This is a genomic window from Cryptosporangium aurantiacum (assembly GCF_900143005.1).
In the GTDB taxonomy this organism is placed as follows: Bacteria; Actinomycetota; Actinomycetes; order Mycobacteriales; family Cryptosporangiaceae; genus Cryptosporangium; species Cryptosporangium aurantiacum.
Genome location: NZ_FRCS01000028.1, coordinates 38,018 through 60,081 on the forward strand (window position 1 = coordinate 38,018; position 22,064 = coordinate 60,081).

Genomic DNA, 22,064 nt, shown 5'->3' on the forward strand with positions numbered 1-22,064 from the left:
GGAGTTAACCCTACCAACGCCTACCCAGCGTTCCCCGCCGCGCAAACGCGGCGCAACCGCCGCGCTGAACGCCGCGCGGCGCCGCTGCGGACGGTGACCGTCCTGCGGCGGCGCCGCGCCGGGCGTCCGAATGAAAGACCTACGCGGGACCGCCCGGCGCACCGTGGCAGCGCTTGTACTTCTTGCCCGAGCCACACGGGCAGGGCGCGTTCCGCGACGGACCCGCACCGACCTTCTGCCCCGGCGACGCCGCCTTCCGGCCCCCGGACGTCCCGGACGACCCGGCCGCCGCACCCAGCGGCGATTCGGTCGCCACCGCGACACCGCCACCGGTGCCGGCCTCGCCGTCGATCGTCGGCGAGCTGTACTGCAGCGGCTGGTTCGACGGGCGCGGCTTGATCAGCCCCTGCACCTCGACGTGCCGCTCGATCGGCGTCTCCACGGTGGGCGAGTCGTCGGCCGACGGAGCCGGTGCGGGCGCTTCCTCGGTCTGGATCTCGGCGTGGAAGAGCAGCCGGATCGACTCCTCCTTGATGCCCTCCATCATCCCGTTGAAGAGATCGAAGCCCTCACGCTGGTACTCGACCAGCGGGTCGCGCTGGGCGTAGGCCCGCAGGCCAATGCCCTCCTGGAGGTAGTCCATCTCGTAGAGGTGCTCGCGCCACTTCCGGTCGAGCACCGCGAGCACGATCTGCCGCTCGGCGTCGCGCATGAGCTCGGAACCGAGCTCCTTCTCGCGGAGGTCGTACGCCGACTGCGCGTCCTCGGTGAGCCGCGCGATCAGCAGCTCGGCGTCGATCGCCTCGCGCCCGCCGACCTCCTCCTCGAGCTCCTCCAGCGTGAACGAGACCGGGTAGATCAGGTTGAGGCTCTTGAACAGCTCCTCGAGGTCCCAGTCCTCGGCGTACCCCTCACCGGTGGTGGCGCCGACGTACGCCTCGACGATGTCGTCCAGCATGTGCCGCATCTGCTCCTGCAGGTCGGCACCGTCCAACACCTGCTTGCGCTCGGCGTAGATCACCTGGCGCTGCTTGTTGAGCACCTCGTCGTACTTGAGGACGTTCTTCCGCGCCTCGGCGTTCTGCTGCTCGATCTGGGTCTGCGCCGACTGGATCTGGCGGCTGACCATCTTCGACTCGATCGGGACGTCGTCCGGGATGTTGAGGCGGTCCATGATCGCCTCGACCGCACCGGAGTTGAACCGTCGCATCAGGTCGTCACCGAGCGACAGGTAGAACCGGGACTCACCGGGGTCACCCTGCCGACCCGACCGGCCACGCAGCTGGTTGTCGATCCGCCGCGACTCGTGCCGCTCGGTGCCGAGGACATACAGGCCGCCGGCGTCGGTGACCTTCTCGGCCTCCTCCTCGACCTCTTCCTTGACCCGTTCGATCGTGGCCTCGAGCAGCTCGTCCCAGTCCTCGTCGTCCGGGGTGTGGCCACCGTTGCGCAGCTCGGCAGCGGCCAGGAACTCCGGGTTGCCGCCGAGCATGATGTCGGTACCACGGCCGGCCATGTTCGTCGCGACCGTGACCGCACCCTCGCGCCCGGCCTGGGCGATGATCTCGGCCTCACGCGCGTGGTTCTTCGCGTTCAGCACCTCGTGCCGGATACCGCGCCGGTTGAGCATCGTCGACAGGTACTCGGACTTCTCGACGCTGGTGGTGCCGACCAGGACCGGCTGGCCGTTGGCGTGCCGCTCGGCGATGTCCTCGACGACCGCCTCGAACTTCGCCGGTTCGGTCTTGTAGACGACGTCCGCCTTGTCGAGCCGGATCATGTCCCGGTGCGTCGGGATCGGCACGACGCCGACGCTGTAGGTCTTCTGGAACTCGCCGGCCTCGGTCATGGCCGTACCGGTCATGCCACCGAGCTTGTCGTACAGCCGGAAGTAGTTCTGCAGCGTGATCGTGGCGAGCGTCTGGTTCTCGTCCTTGATGTTCACGCCTTCTTTGGCCTCGATGGCCTGGTGCATGCCCTCGCTGTAACGACGGCCGTGCAGCACGCGACCGGTGAACTCGTCGACGATCAGGACTTCACCGTCGACAACGATGTAGTCCTTGTCCTTCTTGAAGAGCTCCTTGGCCTTCAGCGCGTTGTTCAGGTAGCCGATCAGCGGCGTGTTGACGGCCTCGTACAGGTTGTCGATGCCGAGCTGGTCCTCGACCTTCTCGACGCCCTCCTCGCTGATGCCGACCGTGCGCTTGCCCTCGTCGACCTCGTAGTCCCGGTCACGCCGCAGCCGCGGGACGATCCGGGCGAACTCGGTGTACCAGCGCGCCGACTGCTCAGCCGGGCCGGAGATGATCAGCGGCGTACGGGCCTCGTCGATCAGGATCGAGTCGACCTCGTCGACGATCGCGAAGAAGTGACCGCGCTGGACCAGCTCCTGGCCGGAACCGGCCATGTTGTCGCGCAGGTAGTCGAAGCCGAACTCGTTGTTCGTGCCGTATGTGATGTCGCACTCGTACGCGGCCTTGTGCGCGCCGGGCAGCGCGTTCGGCAGGATCGTGCCGACCGAGAGCCCGAGGAACCGGTGGATCCGGCCCATCCACTCGGCGTCACGTTGTGCCAGGTAGTCGTTGACCGTGACGACGTGGACGCCCTTGCCTGCCAGCGCGTTCAGGTACGCCGGGAGCACACAGGTGAGGGTCTTGCCCTCACCGGTCTTCATCTCGGCGATGTTGCCCAGGTGCAGCGCCGCGCCACCCATCAGCTGGACGTCGTAGTGCCGCTGCCCGAGCACGCGCCTGGCGCCCTCGCGAGCGACGGCGAACGCTTCGGGGAGCAGGTCGTCGAGCGTCTGGCCGTCCGCGTACCTCTCTTTGAACTGGTCGGTCAGTTCGCGCAGCTCCGCGTCCGTCAGGTCCGTGTACTCGTCCTCGATCGAGTTCACGGTGTCGGCTATCGCCTTGAGACGGCGAATGATCCGCCCCTCGCCGGCGCGGAGGATCTTCTCGAAGATCACGGGTTCGGTCAGCTCCCTCAGATGTCCTACCGCCATCGTAGGCGCGGGCGTGCGGCGGCGGGCCTCCCGCGCTACGCGGCCAGCCGTCCACCGGTCGGGGCACACGGCCAAAAACATGTCACAGCCCACCCAGTAAACCGCAGCGGCGAGCCGACGGTTCCCGGGAGCGGCAACCTGTGGGTCACCGGCGTCCGCGGAACTCCGAACAATAGTCGGGCCGGGACATTTTGCCGAAGATTTCCCCGTTTGCGCCGTACCCAGTGCTGCCCGCACCGGGTCGAGCGGCCAGGATGTCGGGGTGGACACCGTGGAGATCGCCGCCGGCCGCTTCCAACTGCGGCCGTGCCAGGCCGTCGACGCCGACTGGATCTTCCGCGCCTGCCAGGACCCCGCAATCCAGCGCTGGACCCGCGTCCCCACCCCCTACCGCCTCGACGACGCCGTCGCGTACGCCACCGAGTACGTCGAAGAATCCTGGAAGTCGGGTCGGGCGGCACCGTTCGGCGTGTTCGACGCGGTCAGTGGCGAGGGGCTCGGCACGGTCGGCCTGGTATCGATGGACCTTCCCGAGGGGCTCGCCGAGGTCGGCTACTGGGCCGCTCCCTGGGCTCGCCGCCGCGGCGTGGCGACCGCGAGCACGCTGGCCGTCGCCCGCTGGGCGTTCGGCGCGCTCGGGGTGGCGCGGCTCTGCTGGCTCGCCGAGGTCGGCAACGACGGCTCCCGCGCCGTCGCCGAGCGCGCCGGTTTCACCGTCGAGGGGGTTCTGCGAGATCGCATCCGGCGCCGTGACGGTTCCCGCGCGGATGCCTGGATCGGCTCGTTGTTGCCCTCCGACCTCTAGATCGACGCCGTCCGGCGAGCCACCGTGGGCGGGTTCCGCTCCGCCGTCGGGGTCCAGGCCCGTGCCCTCGCGTCCCCGCCGTAGACACGAAGCGGACGCCCGGCGCGCTGCCGAGCGTCCGCATGACGCTGTTGCATTTGCATTTGCTACGGCGGTGGAGCCCGCCGGCCGCTAGATCCCCAGGCAGATGACTCCGTAGTCGTAGCCTTTGCGGCGGTAGACGACGCTCGGCCGACCAGTGTCCTTGTCGTTGAAGAGGTAGAAGTCGTGCCCGACGAGTTCCATCTCGAAGAGGGCGTCGTCGACGGTCATCGGCTCACCGGGGTGCTCCTTGGTGCGGACGATCCGGCACGGACCGTCCTCCCACTCGTCGAGTACAGCGACCGACCCGTGCTCCTCCAGCGTGGGTTCCGAGCCGTTCGGCAGCGCCCACATCGGCGCCGGCAGCTCTGCGGTCGCTTCCGCCATCGCCGAGGCGACCGAGACGGGGGTGCGACGACCGTGGTGAACGCGCCTGCGGTCAGCGGCGCGACGGAGACGGTTCTCCAGCTTCGTGATCGCGAGGTCCAATGCGGAGTAGAAATCCGCTGCAGCGGCTTCGCTGCGAATCACCGGACCCCGGGTTTTGACGGTGATCTCGACCCGCTGGCAAGTCTGCGCTTGCCGACGGTTCGGTTCGTGGAACAGTTCGACGTCGATACGAATCAATTTCTGGTCGTAGCGCTCGACGCGAGAGAGCTTTTCACTCACGTTCTGCCGGTAGTGATCGGGCACCTCGACGTTACGACCCTTGACGACGATGTCCACACGTACCTCCACGCTTCCGCGAACTGGTCAGCCGGCCCGACTCCGGGCGGCTTTCTCAACGAGGTACCGGTCACCCTTGCCCGTCACACGGGGCGGGAGGGAACCGGTGAGCGGCGACCTCCCCTCGATGTCATCCATCTACTCAGGGCGAGAACTGCTGTGGAACCTGACGCTAACTCTTCGGGGTAGGGGTCGTCACCCCTCCACTCCGACCAATTCATCCGGTTTGCTCAAACCGTATGCTTGTCATGCCTGGTGACCGGGTTTTCGGTTCCATCAGAATGGAATCAGACACCGCGCGTGGCGACACGCTGTACGAGCAGTCTGCACCCACTCCGCAACTTTGGCGCTACCTATCGTGACGAACACCGTTCGCGTCGGGTACCCGACGCGAGGTCGCTGCGACGAGGGCCGCGGCCCGCACCACGAACCCGCCCGCCTCCGCCGCTCGGCAGGCCTCCGCGAGCGTCGCGCCGGTCGTGACGATGTCGTCGACCAGCACGATCGTGCTGCCTTTCGGAGTGCGGTGGTGCCGCCAGGGACGTGCGCCGACCGGCCGGAATGCCCCCGCGATGTTCTCGCGGCGCTCGGCGGCGGTGAGCCCTACCGAGTCGGACGGCGTGCGACGCAGCGTGAGCAGCGAGGCGGCACGCACCGGGTACCCGCGCTGACGCAGCGTGGCGGCGGCGCAGCGAGCCAGCCGAGCCATGTGGTCGCCGTGGCGTTCCCGGATCGCCGCTGCCGAGGACGGCACCGGCACCAGCACCACCGGCCCCGCGCCGCCGGGCCAACCCCCGGCGGCGGAGAGGGCCACCGTTACGGCCGCTGCCAGGCGGGCGCCGAGCGGGCGGGCCAGCGCACGGTGGCCACGCTCCTTGTAGGCGATCAGCGCCGAGCGCAACGCCCCGCCGTACACCCCCGCCGCGACGCAGATCGCCGGGCCGTCCCCACCCGGCCGGTCGCAGGCCGGGACGAGCGACGGCTGGGTGTGCAGCGCGGACCGCCCGCACACCGGGCAGAGCGGCCCGTCGGGGCCACGACAGCCCACGCACCGCACCGGCAGCACCAGGTCGAGCACGTCCCGCCACACGCCTCAACGGTGCCCGAACACCGAGGGCCCGCGGAACCCCCTGTGGACGACGCTCAGCCCGGGTAGAACGGCGCGACTCCGGCCACCTGCAGCGCCGGCGTCACGGAGTAGTTCGCCTCCGCGCTGTAGATGCGTCCGCTCAGCTCCAGCGGGATGATCGGCTCCGGGTTCTCGGTGGGGTCCGCGGTGAGCCGGACGACCGGCGTCGTCTTGAGCCGCGTCGTCTGGATACGCGCGGGCGAGCCGTCCACGGGCGCGAGGACGATCGACACCTCGTCGCCGGCGTTCCCCGGCCGGGTGACCGCCACGGCCGCGGTCACCGCGCCGTACCAGGAGACGTCCTTCGGCGCGCCCTCGACGGCCAGCGGTCGCGCTCGCAGCACCAGCGCGCTGCCGGTCGAGCCGGTGAGCATCCCGAAGAAGACCTGCGCGGAGCTGCCGGTCCCGTTGATGAACACCGCACGCACGCCGTCCATCGAGAGCCGGATGGCCGTGATGTTCCGGAGCCGCCGCCCGTTCGGCCCGATCACCTGGATCTCGGTCGGAGTCCGCGCGTTGCCGACCCCGACCTCGAAGAGGCGCCCGCCCACCGGGACGACGACCGTGACCGAGTTACCGCCCCAGGACGGGCGCCCGATCTGCGACGCCCGCAGCGTGGGCTGCATCGTGCCGGACGCGTCGGTGATCCAGAGCCGCTGGGAACCCGCCTCGTCACGAACGACCGCGAGCCGGGTGAGGTTCATCGAGACCGCCGCCGACCTCACGTTCTTGCCCTGGACCGACGTGCCGAGCCGCAGCGGCTTCTGATCGAACGACCCGGCGTCGCTCAGCACCTTCACCGCGCCTTTCTGGACGGCGAACGTGGGTAGGTTCTGCCGGTCGACGACGACCGGGTTGTAGCGCTTCCAGGCCGACTGGTCCTGGTTGGCGCTGAAGTCATCGACGTCCAGCGGGCGGCCACCGACGGTCAGCCGGACGCTGCCGGAGAACGACGCGCTCAGCGACCAGCCCACCTCGGCCACGAACGCGTTCAACGCGTCCTTGTCCAGCGACTCGGCCTGGGCCTCGAGTTCGACGATCAGGTCGCCGTCCTCGACCGCCACCCGACTGGTGCGCTTGATCTTCGGCAGCGGGTTCACCGCGACCGGCTTCAGCGCCGCGGACGGGCCGGCGAGCACGAAGTCGACGATCTGCGTCGCGAGGTCACCGCTGCTGTCCTCGTTGACGTACCGCCGCTCGGGGATGACCAGCTGCGGGTTGGTGCCGGTGACCGCGCTCGGCGCCGCCGCGTAGTACACCGTGGTCGGCGTGAACGAGCTGGCGAACTGGTCGTCCCGGACGATCAGCGGTGGCGGCTCGGCGAACAGCCACGTGCCCCCGATCCGCGCCATCCGGACCTGGACCTGCCACGCCGAGTTCTCCGCCTCCGCGAAGACACCGTCGCTGTCGACCGTGCCGATCAGGTCCGCGCTGAACAGCGCGGTGGTGGTGGCCGCGCCGCTGGCCATCTCCGCGACCGACGCCCGGACGTCGCCGCGGACGACGACCATCGACGGGTTCTGGCTGAACGTGTTCCGGAGGGCGGGCGTGGCGAGGAAGTGGTCGCCGAGCGGGCCGGGGTTGCGGGTGGCGCGCAGCGCGTTGACGTACGCGCTCACCGAGAGCGCGGCGTCCGCCCCGGGGCGGGGCAGCAACGTGTTGACGCTGTCGCTCTCCGGTTCGCCGCTCTGGACCGCGCTGGGCGCTGCGACGGGGACGGCCGGTCCGCTGTCGGGCACGCGGGCACAGCCGCCGAGGGCGCTGGCCAGCAGCGCTGCGACGACGACCGGGACCAGACTGCTACGCACGACGCTCCGTCTCTCCGTTCTCCTGCGGTGGTACTTCCGCCAGCTCCGGCGGACGAGGTGCCTCGATCGCGCGGGGATAGCGGCTGCCCGCGTCGGCCGGGGCCAGCGGCAGCGGCGCCGCCGAGAGCCGGACGCCCCGCCGCAGCGGCAGCGTCAGCCGGAACTGCGCACCGAGCCCCGGCCAGCCCCACACCTGCAGCCATCCGTCGTGCAGCCGGGCGTCCTCGCGGCTGATCGAGAGCCCCAGCCCGGTACCGCCGGTCTGCCTGGCCCGGGACGGGTCGGCGCGCCAGAAGCGGTCGAACACCGCCTGGGCCTCCCCCGGCCGCAGCCCGACGCCGTAGTCCCGCACGGTGATCGCGAGCGCGTCCGCGTCGCTGGCCAGCGTGATCCGCACCGGCCGGCCCTCGCCGTGCTCGATCGCGTTGCCGAGCAGGTTGCGCAGGATCCGCTCGACCCGGCGCGGGTCCACCTCTGCCACGACCGGCTCGTCCGGCATCCCGACCTCCAGGACCGAGCCGGTGCGGTCGGCCAGCTGGGTGAGGCCGTCGACGGTCCGGGTCACCAGCGTCCGCACATCGACGTCCTCCGGTTCGAGGACGGCGGCGCCGCTGTCGTAGCGGCTGATCTCCAGCAGGTCGTTGAGCAGCGACTCGAACCGGTCGACCTCATTGGAGAGCAACTCGGTGGAGCGCGCCAGCGCGGGCGGGAACGTGTCGGCGGCGGCGTGGATGACGTCGGCGGCCATCCGCACGGTGGTCAGCGGCGTGCGCAGCTCGTGCGACACGTCAGCGGTGAACCGCTGCTGCAGCCGCGACAGGTTCTCCAGCTGGACGATCTGCCGCTGCAGGTTCGCGGCCATCTGGTTGAACGAGTGCGCGAGCCGGGCCAACTCGTCCTCGCCGCGCACCACCATCCGTTCCTCGAGCAACCCGGCGGAGAGCCGCTCGGCGGTGCGCGCGGCGACCCGCACCGGCGTCACCACCTGTCTGGCCACGATCGCCGCGATCGCCGCGAGCAGCAGCAACAGCAGCGCGCCGATCGCGGTCAGCGAGTTCCCCACCAGCCCGACCGTGGCCACCTGGTCGTCCAGCGGGAAGAAGTAGTAGAGGTCGAAGCGGCCGGCCTGGGTCTCGACCGGCGCCGCGACCACGAGGAACGGACGCTCCGCCCGGTCGTCGATCGACGTCCGGGTGAACTGGTAACCGCGCTGTTTGCCGGACGCGATCAGCCGGGTGAGTTCGGCGGGCGGCCGGACGTCGTCCGGGTCGTAGCTGAAGACGTACTTCGGCGGGAGCCGCGGGTTGTCGGTCTGCTGCACCGCGACCGCGAAGCCGGCGCTGCGCGGAGCGCGCGCCGAAAGGTTGACGGCGGCCAGCCGCAGCGCGTTGTCCAGCTCCGGGTCGTCCGGACCGTTGAGCTCGGCCAGCTCGCCGCCCAGGTACGTCGCTCCGCTGGCCAGCTGGGCCAGCGCCTGTTCCCGCTCGGCCGCGACCAGGCCGTCGGTCACTCGGTGCACGACGAACAGCCCCAACGCCACGGTCATGACGCTGCTCGCCAGCAGCGTGCTGGTCACCACCCGGAGCTGCAGCGAACGCCGCCACCGGGCGAGCACCCGCGACGCCAGCCACCGCACCGCACGCCGGAGCCGTTCGTACCCGCGGCGGAGCGAGCCGGACCGTGCGGTACCCGGGGACGTCCCCGGGGCCACGGCAGTGCCGGGGACCACGGGGTCGTCGGGTCGGGCCCGTTGTCTCACCCGGTGCCCGCCTTGTAGCCGACTCCGCGCACGGTGAGCACCACCTCGGGGTGCTCCGGGTCCCGCTCGACCTTCGCCCGGAGCCGCTGGACGTGGACGTTCACCAGCCGGGTGTCGGCGGCGTGCCGATATCCCCAGACCTGCTCGAGCAGCACTTCCCTGGTGAAGACCTGACGCGGCTTACGGGCCAGCGCGACCAGCAGGTCGAACTCCAGCGGCGTCAGTGCGATCGGGGCTCCGTCGCGGGTCACCGAGTGCCCGGGGACGTCGATCTGGACCTGGGCTTGCGGCGGCCCGATCGTCAGCGTCTCCGGCGGCACCTCCTCGCCGCGTCGCAGCCTGGCCCGTACCCGGGCCACCAGTTCCTTGGGTTTGAAGGGCTTGACGACGTAGTCGTCCGCACCCGACTCCAGCCCCAGGACGACGTCGACGGTGTCGCTCTTGGCCGTCAGCATCACGATCGGCACGCCGGATTCCGCGCGCACCGCCCGGCAGACGTCGAGCCCGCTCATGCCGGGGAGCATGAGATCGAGCAGGACAAGATCGGGGCGGGTTTCCCGGAAAACCGTAAGTGCGGCTTCACCGTCCGCAACAAACGACGGGGAGAAACCCTCACCACGCAGCACGATTCCGAGCATCTCGGCCAGGGCAGGATCGTCGTCGACCACCAGCACACGCGCTCTCATGCCCACATGGTGGCACTCTCGGCAACGAGTTGCCCGGCCGCCGCCGTACAGACGCGCCGGATCGCTGTCGCGCGGGCGTGACAGGATGGCCCCCATCAGTTTCCGGGAGGGGGCGATACGCGGGTGAGCACGGTGACCGCACCGGCTCCACCGGTCGGGCTGCCCCCGCTGTCCGCCGGGCCGGGTTCCGGGCCGGTTCCGCTCCGGCCACTGTCGGTCGGCGAGATCCTCGACGGCGGCATGGACCTGCTCCGCAGGCACCCGGGCCCGACGCTCGGTGTCGCCGGCGTGATGGTCGTTCTGCAGCTGTTGATCAGCGTGCCGCTCTGGTGGGTTCTCACCAGCCTGCTCAGCCGCGACTCCGGCTCGCCGGGCACCGACATTCTGCTGCTGATCCTGACGCTGACCGCGTTCTCGGTGGTCGCGTCGCTGGGTTCGACGGTGTCGGCGGTGCTCACCAGCGCGTCGTGCGCGATCGCGGTGGTCCAGGAGACGGCGGGCGCCCCGACGTCGCTGGCCGTGTGCTGGGCTCGCCTGCGTCCGATGTTCGGCAGGCTGCTGCTGCTGGCCCTGGCGCTGACCGGGATCAACACGCTGATCGCGGCGATCCCGATCATCGGCTACTTCGTGCCGCTGTTCGGTGGCCTCATGCGGCTGTCGGTGCTGGTCCTGATCTTCGAGGGCGGCTCGATCGGTAGCGCGCTGAAGCGCGGCGTGCAGGTCGGGGGCGGCACCGGGGTCGGCCTGTTCCGGCAGCTCGGCATCCGGCTGCTGGCCGGCGTCGTCAGCGGCATCATCTGGTTCATCATGTTCTTCCCGCTGAGCGTCATCCTCGGCCTGGTGGTGGAGCTGATCGTCGGCGAAGATCCGCTGGTCACCGGCGACCACGGCGCGCTGCTGCTGCTCACGCTCTCGATCGCGGTGGCGTACTACCTGCCGCTGGTCGTCGTCTGGGCGTTCCGGTCCGGCATCGACACGCTGCTCTATCTGGACGGCCGGATGCGTACCGAAGCGCTGGACGTCGAGTGGGGGCTCGCGGCCCGGCGGTCCCGACTGAGCCGACTCCGCGGGGGACTTGTCCGATGATTTCAGCGCTCCCGCTCGAGCCGTACCCACGGCAGCCGTCGGCCGAGGAAGCGGCGGAGGAGCTGTCCAAGCAGATCTACCAGGACGAGAAGCCGTCCCTGATGGAACGGATGGCCGACTGGTTCCAGGAGGCGATCCAACGCGTGCTCGAGGGCGCGCGGGGGGCGAGCCCGGGAGGCAACCTCGGGGTGTTGATCTTCGCGCTGCTGATCGTGGCGGTCGCCGCACTGCTGATCTGGCGGTTCGGAGTACCGGGCCGGACCGCGAAGGTCCGGCGAACGACCGACCCGGTGACCCCGACCCGCAGCGCGACCGAACACGAATCCAGGGCGGACGCGTTCGCGGCCGAGGGCAAGTGGGCCGAGGCCGTGCGGGAGCGGCTCCGCGGTGTCGTAGCCGGGCTGGTGGCGCGCGACCTGGTCGACAACCGTCCGGGCCGCACCGCGCACGAGGTCGCCGCGGAGGCCGGTCAGGTACTCCCGACGGTCGCGGCCGACCTGGTCACGGCCGCCGAGCTGTTCGCCGAGATCTGGTACGGCGAGCGCACCGCCACCGCCGAGCACGACGAGCGGATGCGGACGATCGCCGCGCGAGTCGCCGCAGCGCAGCCGAGCGACGAGGCGCTGGTGGGAGCCGACAGCTGGGTCGCACCGGGCACCCCGAACGGGGTGCGTTCGTGATCACCACCGCGCAGCCGGTCGTCTCCGCGCGCTCGCCGTGGCGGTTCCGGGTCGGCTTGACGGCCGTCCTCGCCGCGCTCATCGCGCTGGCGGTCTGGGCGCTGATCAGCACCGCCCCGAGCCGCGAGCGCAGCAGCCTCGACCCGGAGGGCGCACATCCCCTCGGCACCCGCGCGCTCGCCGTCCTGCTCGGTAACCACGGCCACCCGGTAACCCGGGTGACCACCGTGGACGAGGCCATGGCCCGCGCCGACAGCGGCAACGTGACGGTCGTCGTCCCGTTCCCGTACAACCTCGCCGCGCAGAGCCTGCGCCGGCTGGCCGACCTGCCGGACACGGTCCGGGTGGTGTTCGTCCAGCCGGACGGATTCACGCTGGACGATCTCGAGGTGGGCGTGGAGGTCAGGAGCGTCGCGATCATCGACACCGTCGACCCGGGCTGCTCACTTCCCGAGGCCCGCTCGGCAGGCGACGCCGAGATGGGCGGCTACCGCTACGCCGGTACCGGCCTCGTCCGGTGCTACGGGCAGACCCTGGCCGTGCTCGACCGGCCGGGGAAGGCCGAGTTGGTCTTCCTGGGTTCGCCCGAGCCGCTCATCAACGACCGGCTCGCCGAGCGTGGGAACGCGGCGCTCTCGCTCGGCCTGCTCAGCGCCCAGCGGGACGTCGTCTGGCTGCACCGCACGACGCCGGAGCCGATCGCCGAGGACGAGGCCCGCTCGCTGGGCGACCTGCTGCCGACCTGGGTGCCCGCCACGGTCGGGATGCTGGCGGCGGCCGGGCTGCTGGCGGCGTTCTGGCGCGGTCGCCGGCTGAGCGCGCCGGTGGCCGAGCCGCTGCCGGTCATCGTCCGCTCGACCGAGACCGTGGAGGGCCGGGCCCGCCTCTACCAGCGCGCCCACGCCCGCCCGGAGGCCACCGAGGCGCTCCGCGGTGCCGCCCTGTCCCGGCTGTTGCCGCTGCTCGGACTGGGCTCGCGCCCCGAGCCGCGCGAGGTCTGCGACGCGGCGGCCGAACGTTCCGGCTGGCCGGCCGCGACGGTCGGGAAGCACTTGTACGGGCCGCCGCCGACCGACGACCGCGGTCTGGTGGTCCTCGCCGACGCGCTCGACGCTCTGCTGGCCGCTGTGGTGTCCCCGGCGGGCCCTCCGGCGCCGGCTGACCCAGCTGCACCGAACGACCCTGCTGCCTCCGTCGAGGCCAGCCCTGATGAAGGACGTCCGTCGTGACCGAGTACCCCGTCGACCTCCTCCGCTCCGCTCCTCGCGCGCTAGCGCGCGCTGCGATGCTCCCACTTTCGCGGATCAACTCAGTGGAGGCCGCCTCATGACCGATGCGCCCACACAAACCCCCGTCCCGCTCAGCGATGCCGCGCCGGACGCCGAGGCGGCCAGGGCCGCGCTCGGGCGGCTCCGCACCGAGGTGGGCAAGGTCGTCATCGGCCAGGACGCGGTGCTCACCAGCCTGGTGATCGCGCTGCTCTGCCAGGGGCACGTCCTGCTCGAGGGTGTGCCGGGTACGGCCAAGACACTGCTGATCCGGACGCTGGCCGCCGCGCTGTCGCTGGACGCCAAGCGCGTCCAGTTCACTCCGGACCTGATGCCCGGTGACGTCACCGGGTCGCTGGTCTACGACGCCCGCACCGCCGAGTTCGAGTTCCGCGAGGGCCCGGTCTTCACGAACCTGCTGCTCGCCGACGAGATCAACCGGACGCCGCCGAAGACGCAGGCCTCGCTGCTGGAGTCGATGGAGGAGCGGCAGGTCACTGTCGAGGGCACGCCGCGCCGGCTGCCTGACCCGTTCGTGGTGGCCGCCACCCAGAACCCGCTGGAGTTCGAGGGCACCTACCCGCTGCCGGAGGCGCAGCTCGACCGGTTCCTGCTCAAGGTCGACGTGCCGCTGCCGAGCCGAGAGGCCGAGTTGCGGGTGCTGGCCGCCCACCATCACGGCTTCGACCCGCGCGACCTGTCGGGGGTCCAGCCGGTGGCCACCGCAGCCGATCTCGCCACCGCCCGAAAGGCGGCCCGCGGCGTCCAGGTCGCCGACCCGGTGATGGCGTACGTCGTCGACGTCTGCCGGGCGACCCGCACGTCCCCGTCGCTGGCCGCCGGAGCGTCCCCGCGTGGTTCGACCGCGCTGCTGGCGACCGCGAAGGCTTGGGCCTGGCTGTCCGGCCGCGACTACATCACTCCGGACGACGTGAAGGCGCTGGCCCGTCCGACGCTGCGGCACCGCATCGTGCTGCGTCCCGAGGCCGAGTTGGACGGGGCGACGCCGGACGGCATCCTCGACTCGGTCCTGGCCACCGTGCCGACCCCGCGCTGAAATGATTACCGGCAGGGTCGTCCTGCTCTGCGTCGCCGGGGCGGTGGTGAGTGCGCTGCTGCCCTGGCACGCCGTGACCGCGCAGCTCTGGCTGCTCGTCCTCGCGCTGGCCTGTGCCCTGGACTGGTTCCTCGCTGGTGCCGCCGGGAAGGTGACGTTCCGCCGGCGGGGCGCCACCCACACCCGGCTCGGCGAGTCGGTCGTGGTGACGCTCGTGGCCACGAACAGCGGACGGCGCACGGTCCGGGCGTCGATCCGGGACGCGTGGGTGCCGTCCGCAGGCGCGACGCCGTACGTCCACAAGGCTGTTCTGAAGCCCGGGGCGACCGAGCGCCTCGACACGACGCTGACGCCGACCCGGCGTGGCGACCGGCCCGCGGTGGCGGTCACGGTCCGGTCGACCGGACCGCTCGGCCTGATGTACCGGCAGACCCGCCGCCGGGCGATACGGCGCCTCACCCCGGCCTGGACGGTGCGGACGCTGCCGCCGTTCGCGTCGCGCCGGTTCCTGCCGGAGAAGCTCTCCCGGCTTCGGCGGCTCGACGGGTCGCTGGCGGTGCGGGCCCGCGGTCAGGGCACCGAGTTCGACGCGCTGCGCGAGTACGTCGACGGGGACGACGTCCGCTCGATCGACTGGCGGGCGACCGCGCGGCGCAGCGAGGTCGTGGTAAGAACTTGGCGCCCGGAGCGTGACCGCCGCCTGGTGCTCGTCGTCGACACCGGCCGGACGTCGGCGGCCCGGGTCGGTGACATCCCGCGCCTGGACGCCGCGATGGACGCGTGCCTGCTGCTGGCCGCGGTGGCCGCGAAGGCAGGCGACCGGGTCGAGCTGTTCGCGGCCGACGTCGACCTGCGCACGTCGGTGCGGGGTAAGGGGCACGCGAGCGTCGTCGCGTCGATCGGGGAAGCGCTGGCGCCGGTCGAGCCGCGGCTGGTGGAGTCCGACTTCGACCTGGTCGTCTCGGAGATCCTGGTGCGGGCCCGGAAGCGCTGCCTGGTCGTGTTGTTCACCGCGATCGAACCGGCGCCGCTCGCCGAGGGCCTGCTGCCGGTGTTGAGCAGGCTCACCGACCGGCACACGGTCGTGCTGGCCTCGGTCGGTGATCCGGCGGCGGCCGCGATGGCGGTGCAGCGCGGCAACGCCGAGGCGGTGTACGAGGCGGCTGCGGCGGCGCGCGGAGACGCGGAGCGGCGCCGCATCGTGACCGCGATGCGTTCGCGGGGCGTCGAGGTGGTCGACGCCCCCGCGGACATCTTCGCGTCGACGGTCACCGACACGTACCTGGCGATGAAAGCCGCCGGCCGCCTCTAGCTCGACGCCCGCCGTGCGGGGCTCGTCCGCCCGGCGTGCGGGCGTCCCCCGGGCAGCGGGCCGTGCGGGCCGTCCGCCCGGCAACGGGCCGTGCGGCCCGTCCGCCCGGCAACGGGCCGTGCGGCCCGTCCGCCGGGCGGCGTGCCGACGCCCGCCGGGCGGGCTCGCCCGGGATGGCAGCGTGCCGGGCGGGCTCGCCCGGCACGGCAGCGTGCGTCAGCCGTTCTCGCCGACCCACTGCTCGGAGGCCTCGGCGGTGTAGTCGGTGATCAACCCGATCAGCCGGGCCTTCTCGGGCTCGTCGAGGAACGACGCGCGAACGCCCGCCTTGGCCAGCTCGGCGACACCCTCCGCGTCGAGCTTCAGCAGGTCGGCCGCGACCAGGTACTCCTTCTCCAGCGTGGTGCCGAACATCGGCGGGTCGTCCGAGTTGATCGTGACGAACAGCCCGGCCTCGACCATGCCCGGCAACGGATGCTCGGCCAGACTCGGCACGGCGCGGGTGCGCAGGTTCGACGTCGGGCAAACTTCCAGCGGGATCTGGTTCTCCGCCAGGTACGCGACCAGCTCGGGGTCACCGAGCGCGCTGGTGCCGTGGCCGATCCGCTCGGCGCCGAGCACCCGGATCGCGTCCCAGATCGTCTCCGGCCCGGTCGTCTCTCCGGCGTGCGGCACCGAGCGCAGGCCCGCCGCGCGCGCCGCGTCAAAATACGGCTTGAACTGCGGCCTGGGGACGCCGATCTCCGGACCACCGAGGCCGAAACTGACCAGTCCGTCCGGCCGCTGCTCCAGCGCGACCTTCAGCGTGTCCTCGGCGGCGGGGATGCCTGCCTCGCCCGGGATGTCGAAGCACCAGGCCAGCTCGATACCGAGGTCACGGCGGGCAGCGCTGCGGGCGTCCTCCAGGGCCTCGCAGTAGGCTTCCGGCGCCATGCCCCGGGTGGTGTGCGAGAACGGGGTCGCGGTCAGCTCGGCGTACTGGACCTCTTGCCGGGCCAGCTCGCGGGCCACTTCGTAGGTGAGGATGCGGACGTCCTCGGGGTCGCGAACGAGGTCGGCGACCGCGATATACACCTCGATGAAGTGGGCGAAGTCGCGGAACTCGAAGAACTTCTCCAGCGCGTCGACGTCGGCGGGCACCGTCGTGCTGCCCGCGTGCCGCGCCGCCAGCTCGGCCACCGCGTGCGGGGAGGCCGAACCGACGTGGTGGACGTGCAGCTCGACCTTGGGTAGACCGGCGACGAACGCTTCCAGGTTCACCATGGACGGACCTTACCACCACGTTGTCAAGGTTCCGATCCCCCTCGGCCGGCACCCGTGTCGCGGTGCGCGGTCGGCACAGACCGCGGACCGCGCCGCCCGCCCGGACACCGTGCCGGCGATCCCGAGAGCGGCGCCACGTCACCATCCCCGCAAGCCGCGCCACGCGCCATCCCCGCAAGCCGCGCCACGCGCCATCCCCGCAAGCCGCGCCACGCGCCATCCCCGCAAGCCGCGCCACGCGCCATCCTTGCGAGCTGCGCCCCGCGCGCTCCCGTACGAACCGCGCGCCGTGGCCACCCCCGCGAAACGGGCCCGCGCCATCCCGGCAAACCGCCCCGCGCCACGCGGCCACCCCGCGAGCCGCGCCACCCCGCGAACCGCGCCACGCGGCCACCCGCGCGAGCGGCGCCGCGTGGCCTTCCCTGAGACCCCGCGCCACGTGCCATCTCCGCAACCCGCGCCGCAGGTGGGCGCCTCGTTCAGACGACCGTGTTTCGGGGCGCCACACACTGGAGGGCGACCCGCTCGGAGGCGCCGCGCCCGGGGACGCCGCGCTGGAAGGCGCCGCACTCGGAGGCGCCGCGCCGGAAGGCGCCGCACTCGGAGGCGCCGCGCCGGAAGGCGCCGCACTCGGAGGCGCCACGCTGGAAGGCGCCGCACTCGGAGGCGCCACGCTGGAAGGCGCCACGCTGGAGGGCGCCACGCTGGAAGGCGCCACGCTGGAGGGCGCCACGCTGGAGCGCGCCACGCTGGAGGGCGCCACGCTGGAGCGCGCCACGCTCGGGGGCGCCACGCTCGGGGGCGCCACGCTCGGGGGCGCCACGCTGGAGCGCGCCACGCTCGGGGGCGCCACGCTCGGGGGCGCCACGCTCGGGGGCGCCACGCTGGAGCGCGCCACGCTCGGGGGCGCCACGCTCGGGGGCGCCACGCTCGGGGGCGCCACGCTGGAGGGGCGCCACGCTCGGGGGCGCCACGCTGGAGGGGCGCCACGCTCGGGGGCGCCACGCTGGAGGGGCGCCACGCTCGGGGGCGCCGCGCTCGGGAATCGCGCTTGGGGATCGCGCTTGGCTCCCACTAGGCGGGACGGCGCCCAGCATGCGGGAGTTCGCCATGGCGGGAAGTCCGATCTCCGCGACTTAGGTCCGAAACCTGCTATGTCGGGCGCCGGTTTTCGACCGGTTCGCGCCTGATGACTGCTTCCGCAGGCAGGGCCACCGCGATGGGTGGAGAGTTTTAGGCGTGATAGCGCCGAAAATTCTCCACCCATGAGGTGGGACTGACTTCTCAGAATCTGGCTGCGGATTCCGAAGCCAAACGCCGGAATGCCGCGCAGGGCGTACACCCGTCGCGCCACGCAGGGTGGCACGGCATATCGCGCAGGACATTGGCGCGGCGCGCCAGACACGCGCCGCGGCACCTACGCGCCGCCTGGGACGCCCCGCCGCATGCAGCCTTCACACCGCGCGCGGCACTCCGCCGCGTGGACGGCTCCCCACGCGAAGCCGCGCGCCGCGTGGCCGGCTCCCCACGCGAAGCCGCGCGCCGCGTGGACGGCTCCCCCCGCGAAGCCTCGCGCCGCGGGGAGCGCCCGCCACGTGGGGCTGGCGCGGGGGCCGGGTGCTGCTGCAGTGCGCGCGGGCCCCGCTGCGGGAGCCAGGCGGTGGCCCCGCCACCGGCGGGGGTTGGGGCACCCCGCCACGTGGGGCTGGCGCGGGGGCCGGGTGCTGCTGCAGTGCGCGCGGGCCCCGCTGCGGGAGCCAGGCGGTGGCGCGGCCGCTGACGAGGTTGAGGCGCCCCGCGGCGTGGAGCCTGCGCGGCGTCGGGTGCTGTTGGGGCGGGGAGGGCTCCGCTGAGGCCGCAGGGCACCTGCCCACTGTGGGGGCGCCCCGGGGCGTGGGGCTGGCGGTGGTGCGAGTGGGGGCGGAGGTGCGAGTGGGGGCGGAGGCCGGTGGGAGTGGGGGAGGCCGGTGGGAGTGGGGGCGGAGGCCGGAGGGAGTTGGACGGCGGCGCCGGGCGGAGCCTGCACCACTGACAGGGGGAGGCGAGGGGCGCTCGGGGAACCACTTATGCAGGAGCGGGCATGCCTGCGGTGGTTCGCCGGGCGGCGTAATCAGACTGCGGGAGCCAGATCGCCGCGCTCAGCCAGCGCGAGGTCCCCGGTCTCACCGGCGCGCGCAGCGCGACGGCCGAGCACGAAGACGTACGCGAGGAACCCGGCGAACGCTGTGACGCCGATCGTGATGCGGGCGGCGGTGGGGAGTCCGGACGGTGTGACGAACGCTTCGATGACGCCGGAGATCGCGAGCACGACGACCAGTCCCAGCGCGATCAGCACCGCGGCGCGCGCGGCCTCGGCGACCGCCTGAGCGCGGGTGCGGCCGGGGCCGGGGGCGATCCACGACCAGCCGATCCGCAGACCGGCGCCGGCCGCGACGAACACCGCGGTCAGCTCCAGGAGGCCGTGCGGTGTGATCAGCCCGAAGAAGATGTCAGCCTTGCCGTACGCGACCATCAGGCCGCCGACCTCACCGATGGTGATGGCGTTGGCTACCAGCACGTACAGCACCGGAAAGATCAGGATGCCGGAGAACAGGCAGAGCGCCGCGATCATCGCGTTGTTGGTCCACACCTGGGCGGCGAAGTCCTGCGCCGGGTTTTCGGAGTAGTAGTCGGCGAAGTCCTGCTCGACGTACTGCTTGATCGCCGACTGCGGCGCCAGCTGCGAAGCGAGCTCGGGTTGGGTGCCGAACCAGAAGATCAGCCCGAACGACACGGCCGAGAACGCGGTGGCGACGCCGCACCACCACGGCCACGCCCGGTACACCGCGACCGGGAAACCGACCGTGAAGAACCGGGCGAACGTGAGCCAGGAGGGCGCGCTGGTGCCGGTCACCGTGGACCGGGCCCTGGCAACCAGCCGGGACAGCCGGCCCACCAGCGCCGGGTCGGGCGCACGGCTCTGCACCGCGGAGAGGTGCGTCGCCGCCCGCTGGTAGAGCGCGATCAGTTCGTCGCTCTCCGACCCGGTGAGGCGGCGCCGGCTGAGCAGGTGCTCGAGCCGGAGCCACTCCGCCCGGTGTTCGGCCACGTAGGCGTCGAGATCCACCCCGTGAATTTATCGGTCCGGCGCTAACGACAGCCCACGCGAGCGACGGTCCGACTATTCAGGCGAGTGTGATCGCGTCGCCGTCCACGTTGAGCTGCTTCTCCGGGAGCGCTTTCTTGGCCGGGCCCGCGGTCGGCGAACCGTCGCTGATCGAGAACTTGCTCGCGTGGCACGGGCAGTCGATCGTCGTCTCGACCTTGTTCACCTTGCAGCCCTGGTGGGTGCAGACGTTCGAGAAGGCCTTGAACGTGCCGGCCTCGGGCTGCGTGATCACCACACCCTCGGCCTCGAAGATCTTGCCGCCGCCGACCGGGATGTCGGAGGTCTGGGCGAGCGCGTCGGCCGCGGGAGCCGCGCCGTCGGTGGGGGCCGCGGCGCTGGGAGCAGCCGCGCTGGACGCGGGGGAGGCCGGGGCCGTATCGGTGGCAGCCTCGTCGCCGTAGGTGGAGCAGGCACTGGCGAGCACGGTCACGCCCACCGCGCCGGCGCCGGCCAGCACGCTCCGCCGGTTCAGCAGCCCGCGGGTGTAGCGGTTTTGCTCGGTCACCAGGTGGTCCATGCGTTCTCCTCGGGGAGCGTAGGCTGATCGTGTAGTAGTTCGTGTAGTAGTTGAGTGCTCAATCAATAGCACAGTCCAGAACCACGTGACCGCCCCTCGACGAGATCACTTCAGATCTTCACAGCCTTCACGGCTCGGAGCCGGACAAGGTTCACGAAGCTAGAACTGGAACCCGGATGTGCTGAAGAACCAGAGCGCGGACGTGGCCCAGACCCCGACCAGCGTCGCGAAGACCAGCCCGCCGAACAGCGGCAGCGCCCAGCCGGCCAGCCCCTTTTTCGTCAGCACCAGCATCTTCGTGGTGAACATGCCGAAGAAGATGCAACCGAACAGCGAGTGCGCAAGCGTTCGCGTGCTGTAGTCGGCGAACCCCAGCGCGTAGAGGCAGTGCACGGCGACCGGGAGCGTCAGCACGAACGCGATCCGCCCGGACCAGCGGTGCGCCGGGCTGACCCAGGAGCCGCGCAGCGGCAGCTTGCCCCACATCGCGAGCGCGGTGACGAGCTGGAAGACGCCGAACGCCATGCCGAGCGTGGCGAGCCAGACCTTCACGGTGAGCGGCCCGGAGAACCCTGCGACGCTCACCGCGATGCCGGTCGGCGTGTGCAGCTTGCCGTAGGCGCCGAGCACGACCGCGATGCCCGCACCGATCGCGATCGGCACGATCAGCTTGGTGACGGTGCTCGTCGTCGCCGTCCGCGGCGGGGGTGGGGGCGGACCCGCAGGGGTGGTGGCGGAGAGCGGAGCTTGGTACTGCGCCGTCGGGGCGTACGGGTCGGGCGTCTGGGCGTACGGGTCGGGCGGCGGCGCGTACTGGCCGTACGGGTCGGGCGCCTGGGCGTACGGGTCGGGCGGCGCCTGGAAGCGGGCGGTCGGGGCATCGGCGGGCGGAGGCGGAGGCGTAGCCCGCGGCGGAGGCGGGGGGTACGTGAATCGCCGGGTGGGCGACTCGTCGGGATCGGGGTCCCAGCCGGTCATGGCTCACTCCTCGAATCTGGACGGCCGGTTCACCGCGGCTCGGCCTCGGTCACGGTCATCGTCGTGCCGTCGACGGTCGCGGTCTTCGTGTCCTCGTCGAACGGAGGCGCCGGCTGCGGGACGCCGCGCAGCGTGAGGACGCCCACCTGGGTGCCGTCCGGCAGCACGATCCAGCCGGCGTCGACACGCGCGCCCTGGATGGTCACGGTGCCGCGGTAGATCCCGGCGGGCTCGGTCACCACCGGCGCGTCGAACTTCCACTCCTGCCCACCGGCGGTCACCGTGCCGGCCGCCTTGTTGCGTCCGTAGGTCCCGGTGAGGGTGCCGCCCGGCGCGCCCTTCAGGTCGAGGTCGCCGCCGGTGGCCGGTCCGCGCATCCAGGCCTCGGTGCGCTTGCCGTCGCAGAAGTACGCGACCGCCTGGCCGTCCTTCACCGAGATCGCGATCGTCGCGTCGCCGCTCTCGACCTTGCCGGCGAACACGGCCTTACGACCGGTCGGCACCGGCTTGCTCGGGGTCGCGGTCGGTTTGCCGCTCTCCGTACCAGAAGGGGGGATGGCATCCGAGCTCGGACTGGACTGGGATGGAGCCGCGGCGGGTGGCGCTTGCGCAGCGGCGTTCGATGCTTCGGTGCTGTCGGTGTTCGCCTGTGCGCTGAGAACCAGCAGAACAGCGGCGACCACCGCACCGGACAGAAGGGTGAGGAGTGGTCCTCTGTGGCTCATGACGTCTCCAGGTCGGGCCGCATCGGGCGGGT

18 protein-coding genes are annotated in these 22,064 nt (G+C 71.8%); 7 read left to right on the forward strand and 11 right to left on the reverse strand.

What is annotated here, in order from left to right; genetic code table 11:
- Nucleotides 1-139: 139 nt before the first annotated feature.
- Nucleotides 140-3,004 carry a preprotein translocase subunit SecA gene (gene secA / locus BUB75_RS41785; RefSeq protein ID WP_073266034.1) on the reverse strand — a complete coding sequence of 955 codons (2,865 nt, stop codon included), beginning with the start codon at nucleotides 3,002-3,004 and terminating at the stop codon, nucleotides 140-142.
- 262 nt (nucleotides 3,005-3,266) lie between these two features.
- Between secA and BUB75_RS41790 the strand changes: the two genes are divergently transcribed.
- Nucleotides 3,267-3,809 (forward strand): GNAT family N-acetyltransferase, encoded by a 543-nt coding sequence (locus tag BUB75_RS41790; protein WP_073266036.1) that lies wholly within the window; start codon nucleotides 3,267-3,269, stop codon nucleotides 3,807-3,809.
- A 171-nt stretch (nucleotides 3,810-3,980) separates the two neighbouring features.
- Here the strand turns inward: BUB75_RS41790 and hpf are convergent, their stop codons facing one another.
- The 5 genes from hpf to mtrA form a co-directional block, all read right to left on the reverse strand.
- Nucleotides 3,981-4,616 carry a ribosome hibernation-promoting factor, HPF/YfiA family gene (hpf, locus tag BUB75_RS41795; RefSeq protein WP_073266038.1) on the reverse strand — a complete coding sequence of 212 codons (636 nt, stop codon included), beginning with the start codon at nucleotides 4,614-4,616 and terminating at the stop codon, nucleotides 3,981-3,983.
- 349 nt (nucleotides 4,617-4,965) lie between these two features.
- Entirely contained in the window at nucleotides 4,966-5,706 is a 741-nt protein-coding gene (locus tag BUB75_RS41800) for a ComF family protein (protein ID WP_073266040.1), read from the reverse strand.
- A 53-nt stretch (nucleotides 5,707-5,759) separates the two neighbouring features.
- Nucleotides 5,760-7,553, reverse strand: coding sequence for an LpqB family beta-propeller domain-containing protein (locus tag BUB75_RS41805; protein ID WP_073266042.1), 1,794 nt, complete (start codon nucleotides 7,551-7,553; stop codon nucleotides 5,760-5,762).
- Nucleotides 7,546-9,312 carry an MtrAB system histidine kinase MtrB gene (mtrB, locus tag BUB75_RS41810; protein ID WP_218618101.1) on the reverse strand — a complete coding sequence of 589 codons (1,767 nt, stop codon included), beginning with the start codon at nucleotides 9,310-9,312 and terminating at the stop codon, nucleotides 7,546-7,548. Before mtrB ends, BUB75_RS41805 begins: the two co-directional genes overlap by 8 nt.
- Nucleotides 9,309-9,998 carry an MtrAB system response regulator MtrA gene (gene mtrA / locus BUB75_RS41815; RefSeq protein ID WP_073266045.1) on the reverse strand — a complete coding sequence of 230 codons (690 nt, stop codon included), beginning with the start codon at nucleotides 9,996-9,998 and terminating at the stop codon, nucleotides 9,309-9,311. The genes mtrB and mtrA overlap by 4 nt, the downstream gene beginning before the upstream one ends.
- Before the next feature lie 132 nt (nucleotides 9,999-10,130).
- On the opposite strand from mtrA, the gene BUB75_RS41820 reads away from it, so the two are divergent.
- The 5 genes from BUB75_RS41820 (at nucleotide 10,131) to BUB75_RS41840 (ending at nucleotide 15,401) form a co-directional block, all read left to right on the forward strand.
- A complete protein-coding gene (locus BUB75_RS41820) occupies nucleotides 10,131-11,084 on the forward strand; it encodes a hypothetical protein (protein ID WP_143175761.1) in 954 nt (317 codons plus the stop codon).
- Nucleotides 11,081-11,764: a DUF4129 domain-containing protein gene (locus BUB75_RS41825; protein ID WP_073266051.1), complete on the forward strand. Its 684-nt coding sequence runs from the start codon at nucleotides 11,081-11,083 to the stop codon at nucleotides 11,762-11,764. Before BUB75_RS41820 ends, BUB75_RS41825 begins: the two co-directional genes overlap by 4 nt.
- Nucleotides 11,761-12,993, forward strand: a complete 1,233-nt coding sequence (locus tag BUB75_RS41830; RefSeq protein WP_073266052.1) for a DUF4350 domain-containing protein — start codon at nucleotides 11,761-11,763, stop codon at nucleotides 12,991-12,993. The genes BUB75_RS41825 and BUB75_RS41830 overlap by 4 nt, the downstream gene beginning before the upstream one ends.
- Nucleotides 12,994-13,090: 97 nt before the next feature.
- Entirely contained in the window at nucleotides 13,091-14,089 is a 999-nt protein-coding gene (locus BUB75_RS41835) for an AAA family ATPase (RefSeq protein ID WP_073266053.1), read from the forward strand.
- A gap of 1 nt (nucleotide 14,090) precedes the next feature.
- Nucleotides 14,091-15,401 (forward strand): DUF58 domain-containing protein, encoded by a 1,311-nt coding sequence (locus BUB75_RS41840; RefSeq protein WP_073266054.1) that lies wholly within the window; start codon nucleotides 14,091-14,093, stop codon nucleotides 15,399-15,401.
- A 216-nt stretch (nucleotides 15,402-15,617) separates the two neighbouring features.
- Here BUB75_RS41840 and BUB75_RS41845 read toward each other — a convergent pair whose 3' ends face one another.
- A complete protein-coding gene (locus tag BUB75_RS41845) occupies nucleotides 15,618-16,664 on the reverse strand; it encodes an adenosine deaminase (protein WP_073266055.1) in 1,047 nt (348 codons plus the stop codon).
- A 62-nt stretch (nucleotides 16,665-16,726) separates the two neighbouring features.
- On the opposite strand from BUB75_RS41845, the gene BUB75_RS48965 reads away from it, so the two are divergent.
- Complete coding sequence (locus BUB75_RS48965; RefSeq protein ID WP_073266057.1) at nucleotides 16,727-17,854, forward strand: pentapeptide repeat-containing protein; 1,128 nt, start codon at nucleotides 16,727-16,729, stop codon at nucleotides 17,852-17,854.
- A 920-nt stretch (nucleotides 17,855-18,774) separates the two neighbouring features.
- On the opposite strand, the gene BUB75_RS41855 is transcribed toward BUB75_RS48965, so the two are convergent.
- From BUB75_RS41855 to BUB75_RS41870, 4 genes are all read right to left on the reverse strand, one after another.
- On the reverse strand, nucleotides 18,775-19,770 hold the full coding sequence (locus BUB75_RS41855; protein ID WP_073266059.1) for a stage II sporulation protein M: 996 nt from the start codon (nucleotides 19,768-19,770) through the stop codon (nucleotides 18,775-18,777).
- A 58-nt stretch (nucleotides 19,771-19,828) separates the two neighbouring features.
- A complete protein-coding gene (locus BUB75_RS41860; protein ID WP_073266061.1) occupies nucleotides 19,829-20,329 on the reverse strand; it encodes a Rieske (2Fe-2S) protein in 501 nt (166 codons plus the stop codon).
- 159 nt (nucleotides 20,330-20,488) lie between these two features.
- Nucleotides 20,489-20,998 carry a DUF6529 family protein gene (locus BUB75_RS48710; RefSeq protein WP_073266091.1) on the reverse strand — a complete coding sequence of 170 codons (510 nt, stop codon included), beginning with the start codon at nucleotides 20,996-20,998 and terminating at the stop codon, nucleotides 20,489-20,491.
- 338 nt (nucleotides 20,999-21,336) lie between these two features.
- Nucleotides 21,337-22,032: a hypothetical protein gene (locus BUB75_RS41870; protein ID WP_073266063.1), complete on the reverse strand. Its 696-nt coding sequence runs from the start codon at nucleotides 22,030-22,032 to the stop codon at nucleotides 21,337-21,339.
- Nucleotides 22,033-22,064: the final 32 nt, after the last annotated feature.